Below are 14,323 nucleotides of genomic sequence, written 5' to 3'. Positions count from 1 at the left end.
GCAAATCGCTCCACGACGAGGGTTTCGAGTCACAATGCCATAACTCTGCTCTCGCCCCGCTGCGGCGGGGCCGAGGCCTGACGAAACCCTGCGCACGAGGCCCCCAAACCTCACCTTTACGCCCTTAGCGAACGCGCCGTTGTTAGTGTGAATGAGTCGAAACAGATGCGCAGGAGCCGGACGGGACGCCAGTCCGGCTGCAGCGAAGGCAACTCGCCAGTGAGCTGCCGGTCCCCGGGAGCACAACCCACGACCTGCCCAGCAGGAACGAGCCGCGAAACGCGGCACACGCCGTTGGTTTGCTTGCCGCATTCGACCAGACCCACCGTTAACGAAGCATTCACACACGACAGTGCCAGGCTAGGGCCGGGAGCTGTCGCGTAGACAGGCCAACAGTGAGCGAAAATATTGCAGTAAGCGTCAAGAACGTCTTTAAGGTTTTTGGCAAGAAGCCCCTCGAAGCCGTGCGGCGGCTGAAAGCCGGACAGACCCGCGACCAGGTGGCCTCCCTTGGAACCGCTGCTGTCGTGGACGCCTCTTTTGAGGTCAGGGCCGGTGAGATCTTTGTGGTGATGGGCCTTTCGGGCTCCGGCAAATCCACGCTGATCCGCATGCTGAACGGGCTGTTGCCCGCCTCCGCTGGCTCCGTTGTTGTCGACGGCACGGACATATCCCAGCTCGCCGGCGCGGCCCTTCGCCAGGTACGGCAACGGAAAATCTCCATGGTTTTCCAGCATTTCGCCCTGATGCCGCACCGCACCATCATCGAGAACGCGGCCTACGGCCTGGAAGTACAGGGCGTTGCCAAGGATGCCCGCCTGGCCAAGGCAAAAAAGATCCTGGCACTGGTCGGCCTCGCCGGCTGGGAGGACAAGTATCCGTCCCAACTCTCCGGCGGCATGCAGCAGCGCGTGGGACTCGCTCGGGCCTTGTGTGCAGAAACCGAGATCTTGCTGATGGACGAAGCTTTCTCCGCGCTTGATCCGCTGATCCGCAGGGAAATGCAAGAGCAGCTCCTGACCCTCCAGGCCGATCTGGGTAAGACCATTGTCTTCATCACCCACGACCTCAACGAGGCTATGTTCCTCGGCGACCGGATCGCCGTTATGCGCGACGGGGAAATCGTTCAGATCGGGACCCCCGACGATATCCTGACCCAACCTGCCAACGACTACGTGGCCCACTTCGTCAAAGATGTCGACCGCACCCGTGTGCTGACTGCAGGCTCGGTGATGGAACCCGCCCGGGCAGTCGTAAATCTCACCGGCGGACCCCGCAATGCCTTGCGCGCCATGCGGGATCTGCAGACCTCCGCCGCGTTCGTCGTCGATAAGAGGCGCAATTTTCACGGCATCGTGCGGGACCGCGATGTAATGCAGCTCGTTGAAGCCCGCAGCCCGGAACTGTCAACGGTGATTCGAAACGCCGCCGACTTCGTTTCTCCGGACACTGCCCTCGCGGACTTGTTCGGCCTGGCCGTGGAGAGCCCGATTCCGCTCGCCGTGGTCGACGACGCCGGTCGGCTGGTCGGGGCGATCCCGCGGGTGACGCTGCTGGCCGCCTTGGGCAACGTGCCGTCCACCACGACGGGCATCCCGGTGGTGGAGAGCACCCCCGCACCGATTCCCGAGCAAATCATTACAGCCGCGCTCCAATCGACCTCGGCCGAAACCGCAGCAACCTTCGGAGGCGAAAAGTAGCCATGGACTCCATCCTTTTCAGAATTCCCCTAGGCGCCTGGGTGGACAGCGCCCTCGAATGGATCATCGCAACTTTCGGCGGATTCTTTACCGTGCTCCGATCAATCTTTCTGGCACTCTTTGACGGTGTCAGCTGGCTGCTGAGCACCCCGCCGTTCTGGACCGTCATCGTTGTCCTGTGCGCGCTGGCATTTTTCGCGCGGGGCTTCAAACTCGCACTGGGGTCCCTGCTCGGATTCCTCCTCATCTACGGGGTAGGGCAATGGGAAAACGCGATGGACTCGCTGGCGCTTGTGCTGGTGGCCAGCGCCTTGGCAATCGTGATCAGCGTGCCGCTGGGCATCCTGACCGCAAGGTCCTCGGGCGCCTCATCAGTGGTGAAGCCGGTCCTGGACTTTATGCAGACGATGCCGGCCTTCGTCTACCTGATCCCGGCGCTGCTGCTGTTCCGGGTCGGCGTCGTGCCCGGCATCGTGGCCACCATCATCTTCGCGATGGCACCAGGCGTACGGTTCACCGAGCTCGGCATCCGCGGAGTTGACCGCGAAGTTGTGGAAGCGGGACACGCCTTTGGCGCCAGCCCCCGGCGGATCCTTACCCAGATCCAGCTTCCGCTGGCGACACCGACGATTATGGCCGGCATCAATCAGGTCATCATGCTCTCCCTGTCGATGGTGGTCATCGCCGGGATGGTCGGCGCAGGCGGACTGGGCGGCGATGTGGTCAAAAGCCTCAGCCGGATTGACGCCGCGCTTGGCTTCGAAGCCGGGATCTCGGTGGTCATTCTGGCCATCTTCCTGGACCGGGTGACAGCCAGCCTGGGCCGCCGGGCCGAAGCCACCACCAACTGAATGCCGGGAGGCAGTTCAGCCCACCTACCGAAAGACTCCCGGAGGCATTCACTCGCACCCGGGACTGGGCCGCGCTTCGGCGCGGGATCGAAAGGAAACACATGAAATCTTCACCACTTATGCACCTGACAGCCTTTGGCGCTGCAGCACTGCTGACTCTCTCGGGCTGCGGCACCGGAGGCAGCGCAGACACCGCCAGCAGTGGTCCCGGCAACGGCGACAAAAAAGATGTCAAAATCGCTGTTTTCAACGGCTGGGATGAAGGCATTGCCGCCTCTGAACTCTGGAAAGCCGCGCTGGAGGAGAAGGGCTACAACGTGTCGCTCGAATATGCGGCGCCGGCACCGGTCTACTCAGGTTTGTCAACGGGCGACTACGACGTCACCCTGGACACTTGGCTGCCTGTTACGCACAAGAGCTATATCGAAAAATACGGCGCTGACATGGTTGACCTTGGCTCGTGGAATGACGAAGCAAAGCTGACCATTGCGGTGAACAAGGACGCCCCCGTGGATTCCCTGGATGAGCTTGCCGCCAACGCAGACAAGTTCGGTGGCCGGCTCGTCGGGATCGAACCGGGCGCCGGACTGACGGAAGCCACTACGGACAAGGTCATCCCGGAATACGGTCTGCAGGACATGGAGTACCTGACGTCCTCCACGCCGGCCATGCTGTCCGAACTCAAGACGGCCACCAGTAAGGGCGAAAACATCGCGGTCACACTGTGGCGCCCGCACTGGGCCTATGACGCCTTCCCGCTGAAGGATCTCGCCGATCCCAAGGGCGCCCTGGGCGCAGCTGAAGGCATTCACAGCTTCGCCAGTAAGTCCTTCGATAAGGATTTCCCGGCCCTGGCCGGATGGCTGAAGGGCTTCAAGATGGACTCGGAGAAGCTGTACTCCCTTGAGAACGCCATGTTCAATGGAGAAAAGACTGATGATTACGGTCCCGCCGTCAAAAAGTGGATGACCGAGAACAAAGACTATGTTGCTTCGCTGACCGATTAATTCCTCGGTAGGCGGGCACTGGCGGAGAGAACGGTGCCGGTCACGGCGCCGCACGGCGGTTTCCGGGCACGGTTGGCCCGGGAACCGCCTCCGTTAACCGGCTGCCCTGCTGGAAGGCTGCCGTGGATTGCCGCGAAAATGCGGTTTTTGCACCGAAATGTGCGGTGCCATTGCACCAGTCCTCCGGTTCTTGTGCCAAGGTAGGATTCGGCACCCGCCAGGGTATGTCCTGGAACGGGCCACAGGCCCCGGATACGGAGTAATTTTGACGAACAATCACCCCCGCGGCGCGGGTTCTGCCCGTCCGCGCCGCGGCACGAAGCTTGTGGCTGCAGCGGCCGCGGCGCTGGCCGGGTTGCTCACGGTATCCGGCTGCGCCGGACCCGCGACGCTGGCCGCCGAACGCGTGGTGGATACGACGCCGGTCGCCACCGGTTGGTTGCACACCGCTGGGGGCACCATCCAAGACTCGAACAACTCGCCGTTCGTTATCAAAGCCACCTCCTGGTTCGGGCTGGAGACCCCCGACTGCGTCCCGCACGGACTGTGGGGGACGCTGACGATTGATGAGGCACTGGCCAACATCAAGTCCATGGGCTTCAACACCGTCCGGCTGCCGTTCTCGAACGAGTGCCTGGCCGCGACGGCGGTCAAAGGAAACGTGAACTACTGGGCGAACCGCGCCTACAACCTCGAAGGCAAACGGCCCCTGGACGTGATGGACACGGTCATCGCCCGAGCCAAGGCTAACGGGCTGCAGATCATCCTGGACCGGCATCGACCAAGCAGCGCCGACCAGTCACCCCTGTGGTACACGGCTGCCGTCCCGGAGACGAAGTGGATCTCCGACTGGAAGATGCTCGCCGACCGGTACAAAAACGATCCCACCGTAATCGGGGCCGACCTGCATAATGAGCCGTACGGTGCGGCCACCTGGGGCCGCGGTTCGGCCGCCACCGACTGGCAGGCGGCGGCCACCCGGGGCGGGAACGCCGTCCTGGCGTCAAACCCGAAGCTGCTGATCATCGTTGAAGGCATCGAAAACCAGGGCGACGGGTCAGCGACCTGGTGGGGCGGTGGACTTTCCGACGTCGGCGCCAAGCCGGTAGTCCTTAACACGCCCAACCGCGTGGTCTACTCCCCGCACGACTATCCGGCATCTCTCTACGCGCAGAAGTGGTTCAGCGACGCGAACTACCCGAACAACCTGCCGGCCGTCTGGGACAAGAACTGGGGCTACATCCAGAAACAGGGCATCGCCCCGGTTTTGCTCGGTGAATTCGGCTCTGCCCTGGCAACAGAATCGGACAAACAGTGGATGAGCTCGATCGTCTCCTACCTGGCCGCCAACAAGATGAGCTACGCCTACTGGTCCTTCAACCCGAACTCCGGGATCACCGGCGGCCTCGTCAAAACGGACTGGCGCACCCCGGAGACCGCTAAGCTCGCTGCCCTCGCGCCGATTCTGACCGGAACGCCGGTTATTAACATCCCGACGGCGTCACCGTCCCCGTCGGCAACGCCGAAGCCGACCGCGACGCCGTCAGCGACGCCGAAGCCGACCGTGACGCCGTCGGCGACGCCGACCGTGACGCCGTCGGCAACGCCGAAGCCGACCGCGACGCCGACACCGTCCCCGTCAGCGACGCCGACCCCGACAGCATCCCCGTCCGGTGCCCCTGCCATCACCGCAACATGGAAGGCCACCAGCTCATGGAACGGCGGGTACGTTGCCAGCCTGGAAGCCACAGGCCTCCGGATAGCGCCCAGCTGGTCGGTGTCCTGGAAAGACCCCAATGTCACCAAGGTGGTCAACTCATGGGGCGTAAAATGCACCATCGTCCCCAAGGCGTCGGTTAGCTGCACGGGATCCGATTGGGCCACTTCCATTCTGCCCGGTCTGAAGCGCACTGCAGGGGTTCAGCTGGACTCCTTAAAAGCCCCGGTCAACCCGGTGCTTACGCTTAAATAGCTGCGAGCGGGAGCGTCGCGGCGCTGCCGGACCCTCCCGCTGCCCCTTGCGGACCCACCCTTGCGGCCCGGAACGGGTGCGGCAGCCGGCCCGGGTCACTGCCCTGGTCCGGTATGCCGATATCCTGTTCGATAAGACGAGGAGAACCATGACCACCCTGAAGGAACGCCTGCATGCCGACGTCGTCGGCCACATGAAGGACCGCAACAAGGTTGCACTCACCACGGTGCGCAACGTCCTGGGTGAAATCGAAACACGCGAAAAGTCCGGTAAGACCCCTATCGTGTTGGACGATGCCCAGGTGACATCCCTGCTGCAGAAGGAAGCCGCCAAACGCCGCGACACGGCCCGTATTTACATCGAAGCGGGGGAGTCGGAGCGGGCCGCCGCCGAAATCGCAGAAGCCGAAATCATCGAGGCATACCTGCCGCAAGCCCTGAGCAAGGCCGAAGTGGAAGCAATTGTCGATGAGGTCGTCGCTTCCCTCACGGCTGACGGCAGTGAACTGACCATCCGCCAGCTGGGTGCCGTGATGAAGCCAGTGACGGCGAAGGTCGCCGGACGTTTCGACGGCAGGGCCGTCAGCGAGATTGTGCGCAGCCGCATCACGCAGTGAATAACAAGCGGATGACCGGGCCTGCGGTGAGCTCGCCCGGAGTGAGCCCCCAGCGGCCCCCTGTATCCTGAGAGGGTGCCCCGCATGGCGGTCCCGCGGGCTTCCGCCGCAAACGTCAGTCTCCGATCCGCCCCTCGGACTCTGGGATTGGAACTCTTATTACTACCGCCGTTCCTGGCCGCCCGCCGGCACCCCTAACGCTGGCCCGCAAGCCCCCTCGGGCACCGGCACCGGATGATCCTGCCGTCGTGACGTGGGCCGAGGCCGGCCAGGGCAAGACCGCCCGCTGGCGCTCAGCGAACGGCAGGCCGGCGCCGTCGCGTATCGAGGTGGTCACCGATTCCCTGACAGCCGATGACGCGAACCGGATGGCGTCCCAGGGCATCGCGATGCTCTGGCACGGTGACTTCCACAATGCGCGTCAAATCCTCAACGCCCTGGACCGGCGGCTCGGGGCCGGGAAAAAGAAGGCCGCTGCCGCACCTGCCGATGAGTTCTACCGCCACAGGCAGTCCCGGTCGCACCGCGCACGCATTCTCGGCTTGTTGCTGATTCCGCTTGATCCGGGCCCGGTGGTGCCGCTACGGCGCGCCCCGGACATCCGCGCGGCCGCCGAGGCGGCATACGGGACCATCAGCGAACCGTCGGTGGTGTCGCTCCATGAGCTGGTCGGCGCTATCGGAGCGCACGAGTGGCGGCGGAACGGTGTCCACGTGGACGCCCTGCAGGGCCGCATCCATCCGCACTACGGCACGTTTTTCCCGACCCGCAGTGAGTACGTGGACCTGGTGGCCGCGGCCGCGCTGCCATCGCACACGCTGGCGTTCGACGTCGGCACCGGCACCGGGGTACTGGCAGCCGTCCTCGCCCGGCGCGGCGTCCAGCGTGTGCTGGCAACCGACAATGAACACCGCGCGGTTGCGTGTGCCCGCGAAAACTTCCGGAGTCTGGGGGTCGAGGACCGTGCCGAGGCGGTCCTGACCGATATGTTCCCGCCCGGGCGCGCACCACTGATCGTGTGCAATCCGCCCTGGATTCCGGCGACGCCGCATTCGTCCCTCGACAACGCCGTCTACGACCCCGGCAGCCGGATGTTGTTCCGTTTCCTGAACGAACTTCCCGACCACCTGGAACCAGGCGGCGAAGGCTGGCTCGTCCTGTCGGACCTGGCGGAACACCTGGGGCTGCGGTCCCGTAAGGAACTGATTGACGCCATCGAGGCGGCCGGCCTGAAAGTACTGGAACGGCTCGACACCAGGCCAACCCACCCCAAGGCATCAGACCGCAACGATCCGCTGTTCGCCGCCCGCGCAGCCGAGGTCACCTCCCTATGGCGGCTCGCAATCCGTTAGTGCTGCGCCGCGCCAGACGCACAATTGCTGTTCCGAACCCATCACCAAGAAAGAAAACAACCCATGAGCCTGATCCGGCTGCAAGATGTCAGTGTGCGCTTCGAGAACACCCAGATCCTTCGCGAGGTGTTCTTCCGCCTTGAAGCCGGGGACCGGGTGGGCCTGATCGGGAAGAACGGCTCCGGCAAGACCACCATCCTCAAGCTCATCCTCGACCAGGTCACACCTGACACGGGCACCGTCGCCCTGGAGCTGGATACCAAAGTGGGCTACTTCTCCCAGTTCTCGGAACTCAACGGTGAAGCGACCATCCTGGAAGTACTCGATGCGCTGTTTTCCGACATCAAGACGGTCGAGGCGGAACTGGCCGCCATCGATTCCGCCATCGCCGATGGTCCCGCCGAGAGCGAACTGGACCGGCTGATCAGCAGGCAGGCTGAGCTCTTCGAGGACATGGAACGGCTCAACGGCTGGGACTACCCGCGGCGCATCGATACCGTTCTGACCACCCTGGGCTTTGACGAGGCCCACCGCCGCTGCGCGATCGACGAACTCTCCGGAGGCTGGCGCAACCGTGCGGCGCTGGCCAAGATCCTGCTCGAAGGCCCCGACGTGCTCCTGCTCGATGAGCCCACCAACTTCCTGGACGTCGCCGGTGTCGAGTGGCTCGAAAGCTGGTTCCGGGACTTCAAGGGCGCCGCAATCATCGTCTCGCACGACCGGAAATTCCTGGACGCCGTGGTCACGCGGATCATCGAGGTTGAGAACTTCCACCTGCACGAATACCCGGGCAACTTCGGCGAATACGTGGTGCAAAAACAGTTTCGACTCAAAACCCTCGAGCAGCAGTTTGTGCACGAATCTGAACTGCTGGCCTTTGAAGCCGAGGGGATTGCCGACCGGCGCGAAGCCGCCAAAGCGGCCGGCCGCGGGCTGGGGAACCAGTTGGCCAAGATTAAGAAGTCCCGCACACCGCGTCCCGTCGACCAGATCGTCACGGAGATCTACGGCGGCCTGCACGTCAAGGACGTCCTCTGCCGGGTGGAGGGGCTGGGCAAGGCCTATGGGGACAAGCTGCTGTTCGAGAATTTGAGCTTCGAGATCCGGCGGGGGAACCGGATTGTGATCCTTGGCTCCAACGGCACTGGCAAGTCCACGCTGCTGAAGGTGCTGACCGGCGAAGAGCAAGCCGATTCCGGTGCGGTGGCCTGGGCCAAGGGGCCGGGTTTTGTCTCCTACAACCAGATGCTTGAGGACCTCGACGACGCCGATACGGTGTCGCACGCGGTCAATGCGCTGCCTGACAGCCTGGCCTTTAGCGCCACGAAGAAGTCCGTTAACCGGTTCCTGGCGATGTTCCAGTTCTCCGAGGCCGACCTCAAGCAGAAGATCGGGAACCTGTCCGGCGGGCAGAAGGCGCGCGTCGCCATGGCGCAGTGCCTCCTCTCCGGCGCCTCGGTCCTGCTGCTGGATGAGCCGACCAACCATCTGGACATGTCCAGCACCCAGGTCATGGAACGCGCGCTGATGCACTTTCCCGGTGCCGTGGTGGTGGTCAGCCACGACCGTTTCTTCAGCGAGAAAATCGCCAACCGCCACGTGGTGTTCGGCGCCGACGGCGCAGCCCCCGGTGAAATCGATGTCCGTGTCGCCTAGGTGTTCGTCCACCGGGGCATCCACCTTGCCGGCGGTTTAAACGCCCCGGGACTGCGCTGGTGGCCCTGAAGCGGGATAATCGAACCATGGCTACGCAAGATCCGGACCGGGACCCGTGGGATGAGTTCGACAAGCTCACTCCGGCGCAGCCCGACCGGGTGCGCGGCTACCCCGGCGGTGAACCCGTCGGGTTCGGTTTCCGCACGGGCGTGCGCAGTGCGAAAGTGGCCGTCGGCTTCGCCGTTTATGCCTTGACGCTCGGCACCATCCTGGTGGTGGTTGGCGCCGTCGCCTTCAGCAGCCAAGGCCAGTGGCTCCTGCTCGGGCTGATGGTGCTCATCGAGGCCGTGTTCATCCTGGCATTCAGCCGGCTGCTCGCACAGGCACGGCGACGCCGCTGACGGTGACTCCGGCGACGCCGCTGACGGCGACTCCGGCGGGGCCGCTATTTCCGGTGCCGGGCGGTTACGGCGAGGTAGGCGCCCAGCGCGCCGACGCCGCCGATACCGGCGGCGAAGAGTGTTTTCGGCCAGTTCCGCCAGCGGTCCGGCTGGACTGACACCAGCTCCCCGACGGCGTTGATCAGGGCTGCGGTGATAAGCCCGGCGACAATCCGGTTCCCGGTTTTCTCCGCCTTGTCCATGAGCCGGTCCAGTTCATCGGCGCGGAAATGAATGTCGATGCCACCGCGCTCGAGGACCTCGACCATTCGGCGCAGGATTTCCGGCGCATCTGCCCCGAAGCGCAGGGCCTCCCGGCCGAGCTTCGCCAGTCGCTCCGTGAGGGCTTCCGGTGACAGCGAGCCGAGGATAATCTTCTGCGTGTAAGGGCCCAGCTGGGTGGTCAGCTCGAATCGGGGGTCCAGCTGTTTGCCCAGCCCGTCCGCCATGACCAGCATCTTCAGCAGCAGGGCCATCTCCCGCGGCAACCGCAGCCGGTATTTGCGCAACAGGCCCGCCAGCTCCGAAAGGACTGCCACGATCGCAATCTCGGCCAGCGGCCGGCCGGCGTAACGGTCCACAAGCCGGCCCAGGTCCGCTTGCAGTTCGGCCAAGCCATCGTTTGCCTGAGCCGCACACAGGCGGACCAGGGCCGTGGTCAGCCGGGCGGCGTCCTGTTCCACGACGGCCAGGAGCATCCGGACCAGGTGTTCGCGGGTGCCGTCGCTGATTCGGCCTACCATGCCGAAGTCAATGATGCCCAGGCGCCCGTCCGGTTCCACAAAGAAGTTCCCGGGATGCGGGTCGGCGTGGAAGAAGCCGTCCTCGAAAACCATCTTCAGCAAGATGCTGCACGCCTCGTGGGCGAGCATGCCGGTGTTGATTCCCGCAGCCTGCAACGCGGCGGCGTCGTTGACTTTGATGCCGCGGATACGCTCCAGCGTGAGGATCCGGGATGTGGTCGTGTCCCAGAAGACCTTGGGAATATGGACCCGGTTGTCGGCGGCGAAATTTGCGGCGAAGTGCTCAGCGTTCCTGGCTTCCTGCAGGTAGTCCAGTTCTGCGCGCAGGGTCTGGGAGAACTCGTCGACGAGGGCAGCCAGATGGAGTCCGGCTGCCCTCGTGGACGCCCGCTCGGCCCGTTTGGCGAGCTCGGCCACGAGCTCCAGATCCTCATTGATCTGGTCCACAACGCCGGGCCGGCGGACCTTGACCACAACGTCGAGATTCCGGCCGCCACCGGCAGTGTCACCCGGGACAGTTTTCGCAAGGTCTGCCGGGTCCGGCGCGATCCGGGCGCAGTGGACCTGGCCGATGGAACCGGTGGCGAGCGGATTGTCCTCCAGCGATTCGAGCAGCCAGTCCGCCGCGCTGCCGAGTTCCTCGGCGATCACCGCACGGACCTGCCCAGCAGCAACGGGCGGGGATGCGTCCTGGAGTTTGGCCAGTTCGGTGGCGTACTCCGGAGGCAGTAGGTCCGTTCGCGTTGAGATGATCTGGCCGAACTTGATGTACACGGCCCCGAGGTCTTCCAAGGCGAGCCGGACGCGCACCGGCAGGGTCGCTTCCCGGGGTGGCCGATGGTGATCCTGTCCCGCGTTCCCGCCGGCGGGCCGGAACCTGTCCAGCCCGAAGTGTGCCAGCGCGAAGCCCAGCCCGTGCTTGGTCAGGATCTCCACGATGTCCCGGAACCGGTCCCGCCGCGCGCTCATGACGCCAGACTACACGCGGACCTGCCGGGCGGGGTCGGCTACAGCCAGTCCTTCCGTTTGAAGATCGTGTACATCAGCGCTGCGGTTCCGGCCATCAGCCCGATGGCCATTGGGTAGCCGTAGGCCCACTGCAGTTCGGGCATCCGGACGAAGTTCATCCCGTAGACGCCCGCGACAAATGACGGGGCGAAGAAAATTGCCGCCCACGACGAAATTTTCTTTACCTGCTCGTTCTGCTCGGCGCTGGCCTCGTTTTGCCGGTTGGCGGTCAGCGTGCCATCGAGGGTGAGTGCGTTCTGCAGCAGGTCGCGAAAGGAATCAGCGCGGGAAATCAGCCGCTCCACGTGGTCTTCGACGTCGCGGAGCTTGTGTTGGAGATCGATGTCCACGCCGTATTTTTCGAATCCCCGCCGCAGCAGCTGCATCATCGCCGGCAGCGGGTGGATGGCCCGCTGGAACTGGATGACTTCCCGGGCCAGTTCGTAGATCCGCCGTGAAACAGTGGAATCGCCGCTGAACAGCTGGTCTTCGATCTCGTCGATATCATTTTCCAGTCCCGCCACGACGGGAACGTAATCGTCCACTACCTGGTCCATCAGGGCGTAGAGGACAGCCTCCGGGCCGTGGCTGAGGAGCTCTGGACGCTGTTCCAACTGTCGCCGCACCTGCGCCACCCCGCCGCTCTCGGCGTGCCGGATGGTGACCACAAAGTTCCTGCCAGTGAATACGTGGAGTTCGCCGAACTCCACTGTTTCAGTCTCGTCCAGATACCGTGCGGGCCGCAGCACAGTGAAGAGGTTGTCATCGTAACGTTCCAGTTTGGGTCGCTGATGGGCGGAAATTGCATCCTCTACGGCGAGCGGATGCAGTCCAAACTCCGCGGCGACAGCGGCCATTTCGTCTTCGGTCGGCCGGTAGAGGCCAACCCACGCCATGCCGCCCTGCCGGTTCAGGATGTCAAAAGTCTGTTCGAGGCTCTGCGGCTCGACGCTGCGGACGCCGTCAACGTAGACGGCGTTATCGATGATAGTCACGGGACCATTATCCCGGCTTCTGCGCCCGCGGGGCTGCTGGAGCCGCCGCGCCGCCCAAGGCCAGCCGGCTAATCAGCGGCTCGGTCCGGTAGGGGATATGGGTATGCAGGGCCAGGACTGTCTCGGTCCGGATGACGCCTTTGACCCGAAGGATGGAGCGAAGGGCAACCTGGAGGTTGTGGGTGTCGGTGGCCACAACGCGGCACCAGACATCGCCGCGTCCGGAGATCTCGTGCACTTCCAGGACCTGTGCAATCAGGCGCAGTGCGCCCACCACACCGTCGAGTTCCCGGTGGTTCACCTCAATGGTGACGAATGCGACGACGTCGTAGCCCACAGCCTCCAGGTCGATTTCGCGGCCGCCGTCGTGCAGCAAACCGGAACGCTGCATGCGCCTTACCCGGGACTGGGCGGTGTTGCGCGCGATGCCCAACGTTTCACTAAGCTCGCCAATCTGTACCCGCGGATCCCGGATCAGCGCCAGCAGGATTTTCAGGTCGGTGGGGTCCAGGCTGTTCAAATCATCACTCCGGTTCATTTTGACGGTAGCAGCTTGACTGTTTTGATCAATTTTGGCATAAAAATAGGCTGACTCGATCAGCAATGCCCCATTCTTGATGTATCAAATCATCACGGGCTGGCCGTTCCCCCATCACAGGGAATACGCGGTCCGGTTTTACGCAAGGGCATGGATATGACGGTCTTCAGCGAGCTTCGCATGCGCCCCGCCACGGCAGAACGCTGGGGCTGGGACGCCTCCACTACGGCCCGGCTGGTGATGGCCGGCGCCGTGATCTTCACGCTGCTTGTCGGCGCGAATCTAGCGACCCCGATCTACCCGCTGCTGCAGGCCAAGCTTGGCATCACCGCCCTGGATATCACTGTGGCGTTTTCCGCCTATGTACTGGCGCTGGTGGCCACCCTGATCCTGGCAGGCCACTGGTCCGACCACATCGGCCGGCGGGCAGCGCTGATGCTTTCGGTGCTGGTGGGCCTTGCGGGAGGTTCGGTGTTTGCAACGGCGGACAGCATGTTCGCGCTGTGTGCCGGCCGGGCGCTGCAGGGCATTGCTGTGGCGCTCGCCACCGGCGCCAGTTCGGCGGCGCTGCGCGAGCTGCTGCCCAGCCGTCCCGAGTGGGCGTCGAGGTTCACCTTGCTGGCGTCGGCGGGCGGCGTGGCGGCCGGTCCCGCCATCGGGGGAGTGCTTTCGATGCTGCCGGGGCCCACCTCGACTCCGTACTACCTGCATTCGCTGCTACTTGCAGGGCTGCTGGTCCCGCTGTACCTGCTGAAGGCCCGTCCGGCCATCACCTCGATCGCGGGTCCGCAGCCGTTGCGGGTGCTGGCGCCGCGCCGGCCATCGGTCTCCAGCGAGGCGCGCGGGGCATTTTGGCTGGCGTCCTCGGTGGGCTTTCTCAGTTTCACCGTCTTCGGCTTCTGTCTCTCCTTGGCGCCTGGCTATTTCGCCCAGATTGTGCACGCCGATTCGCGGCCGCTGATCGGGCTGCTGGCGGGACTGACGCTCGGGTCCTCCGCGCTCAGCCAACTCCTCGCCGTCCGGGGCCGTTTTGTGGTGCCGGCCGGGCTGGGCGTGCTGGCCGTGTCGGTGCTGCTGATCGCCGCGGCTGCCGCGTGGAGCAGCCCGTGGCTGCTGATCACCGCAAGCGTGGCCGCCGGAATCGGACAGGGAGTCTCCTTCCGGACAGTATTCAATGATGTTGCCGGAAGGGTCGAGGCATCCCGCCACGCACAGATCATCAGCACCGTTTACGTCATTACCTACCTGGGCAGCGCGTTTCCCGTCATCGGGCTTGGGCTGGCAGCCGGGGTCGTTGGCCTGCAGACTGCGGTCACGGGCTTCGTTGTGCTCTGCGCCATCGCAGCGGGTGTCCTTGCTCTGATCACGCTGCGCGGGGCGTTGCGCCCGGCCTGACGTGATCGCCGGGCCTGACCTGAGAGCCGCACCGGACGGCGGCGGACGGT

The 14,323-nt window shown here is 64.3% G+C and carries 12 protein-coding genes; 9 read left to right on the top strand and 3 right to left on the bottom strand.

What is annotated here, in order from left to right; all coding sequences use genetic code 11:
* Window positions 1–395: 395 nt before the first annotated feature.
* From QI450_RS12010 to QI450_RS11975, 8 genes are all read left to right on the top strand, one after another.
* Entirely contained in the window at window positions 396–1,700 is a 1,305-nt protein-coding gene (locus tag QI450_RS12010) for a glycine betaine/L-proline ABC transporter ATP-binding protein (RefSeq protein ID WP_226773989.1), read from the top strand.
* 2 nt (window positions 1,701–1,702) lie between these two features.
* Window positions 1,703–2,551: an ABC transporter permease subunit gene (locus QI450_RS12005; protein ID WP_226773988.1), complete on the top strand. Its 849-nt coding sequence runs from the start codon at window positions 1,703–1,705 to the stop codon at window positions 2,549–2,551.
* 101 nt (window positions 2,552–2,652) lie between these two features.
* On the top strand, window positions 2,653–3,558 hold the full coding sequence (locus QI450_RS12000; RefSeq protein ID WP_226773987.1) for a glycine betaine ABC transporter substrate-binding protein: 906 nt from the start codon (window positions 2,653–2,655) through the stop codon (window positions 3,556–3,558).
* 265 nt (window positions 3,559–3,823) lie between these two features.
* Window positions 3,824–5,530 carry a cellulase family glycosylhydrolase gene (locus QI450_RS11995; protein WP_226773986.1) on the top strand — a complete coding sequence of 569 codons (1,707 nt, stop codon included), beginning with the start codon at window positions 3,824–3,826 and terminating at the stop codon, window positions 5,528–5,530.
* A gap of 148 nt (window positions 5,531–5,678) precedes the next feature.
* The gene (locus QI450_RS11990; protein ID WP_226773985.1) at window positions 5,679–6,146 is read left to right on the top strand and encodes a GatB/YqeY domain-containing protein; all 468 of its coding nucleotides are present in this window, start codon (window positions 5,679–5,681) and stop codon (window positions 6,144–6,146) included.
* A gap of 248 nt (window positions 6,147–6,394) precedes the next feature.
* A complete protein-coding gene (locus QI450_RS11985; protein ID WP_282468018.1) occupies window positions 6,395–7,498 on the top strand; it encodes a class I SAM-dependent methyltransferase in 1,104 nt (367 codons plus the stop codon).
* 63 nt (window positions 7,499–7,561) lie between these two features.
* Entirely contained in the window at window positions 7,562–9,154 is a 1,593-nt protein-coding gene (locus QI450_RS11980; protein WP_226773983.1) for an ABC-F family ATP-binding cassette domain-containing protein, read from the top strand.
* Window positions 9,155–9,240: 86 nt separating this feature from the next.
* On the top strand, window positions 9,241–9,555 hold the full coding sequence (locus QI450_RS11975) for a hypothetical protein (RefSeq protein WP_226773982.1): 315 nt from the start codon (window positions 9,241–9,243) through the stop codon (window positions 9,553–9,555).
* Window positions 9,556–9,599: 44 nt separating this feature from the next.
* Here the strand turns inward: QI450_RS11975 and QI450_RS11970 are convergent, their stop codons facing one another.
* The 3 genes from QI450_RS11970 to QI450_RS11960 are packed head-to-tail and all read right to left on the bottom strand — an operon-like array spanning window position 9,600 to window position 12,878.
* Complete coding sequence (locus tag QI450_RS11970; protein WP_226773981.1) at window positions 9,600–11,306, bottom strand: AarF/ABC1/UbiB kinase family protein; 1,707 nt, start codon at window positions 11,304–11,306, stop codon at window positions 9,600–9,602.
* A 38-nt stretch (window positions 11,307–11,344) separates the two neighbouring features.
* Window positions 11,345–12,340 carry a magnesium/cobalt transporter CorA gene (corA, locus tag QI450_RS11965; protein ID WP_226773980.1) on the bottom strand — a complete coding sequence of 332 codons (996 nt, stop codon included), beginning with the start codon at window positions 12,338–12,340 and terminating at the stop codon, window positions 11,345–11,347.
* Between the two features lie 7 nt (window positions 12,341–12,347).
* Entirely contained in the window at window positions 12,348–12,878 is a 531-nt protein-coding gene (locus QI450_RS11960; RefSeq protein WP_226773979.1) for an Lrp/AsnC family transcriptional regulator, read from the bottom strand.
* 156 nt (window positions 12,879–13,034) lie between these two features.
* On the opposite strand from QI450_RS11960, the gene QI450_RS11955 reads away from it, so the two are divergent.
* Complete coding sequence (locus QI450_RS11955; RefSeq protein WP_226773978.1) at window positions 13,035–14,273, top strand: MFS transporter; 1,239 nt, start codon at window positions 13,035–13,037, stop codon at window positions 14,271–14,273.
* Window positions 14,274–14,323: the final 50 nt, after the last annotated feature.

This window comes from Arthrobacter sp. EM1 (genome assembly GCF_029964055.1).
In the GTDB taxonomy this organism is placed as follows: Bacteria; Actinomycetota; Actinomycetes; order Actinomycetales; family Micrococcaceae; genus Arthrobacter.
Note: the sequence above shows the minus strand (reverse complement) of the source record. Positions and strands in the feature narration are given on the sequence as shown.

Bases quoted from the DNA above. Each gene is read 5' to 3' on its own strand.
- QI450_RS12005 (WP_226773988.1), top strand. From the start codon at position 1,703: ATGGACTCCATCCTTTTCAGAATTCCCCTAGGCGCCTGGGTGGACAGC.
- QI450_RS12000 (WP_226773987.1), top strand. From the start codon at position 2,653: ATGAAATCTTCACCACTTATGCACCTGACAGCCTTTGGCGCTGCAGCA.
- QI450_RS11990 (WP_226773985.1), top strand. From the start codon at position 5,679: ATGACCACCCTGAAGGAACGCCTGCATGCCGACGTCGTCGGCCACATG.
- QI450_RS11980 (WP_226773983.1), top strand. From the start codon at position 7,562: ATGAGCCTGATCCGGCTGCAAGATGTCAGTGTGCGCTTCGAGAACACC.
- QI450_RS11975 (WP_226773982.1), top strand. From the start codon at position 9,241: ATGGCTACGCAAGATCCGGACCGGGACCCGTGGGATGAGTTCGACAAG.
- QI450_RS11970 (WP_226773981.1), bottom strand. From the start codon at position 11,306: ATGAGCGCGCGGCGGGACCGGTTCCGGGACATCGTGGAGATCCTGACC.
- QI450_RS11960 (WP_226773979.1), bottom strand. From the start codon at position 12,878: ATGAACCGGAGTGATGATTTGAACAGCCTGGACCCCACCGACCTGAAA.
- QI450_RS11955 (WP_226773978.1), top strand. From the start codon at position 13,035: ATGACGGTCTTCAGCGAGCTTCGCATGCGCCCCGCCACGGCAGAACGC.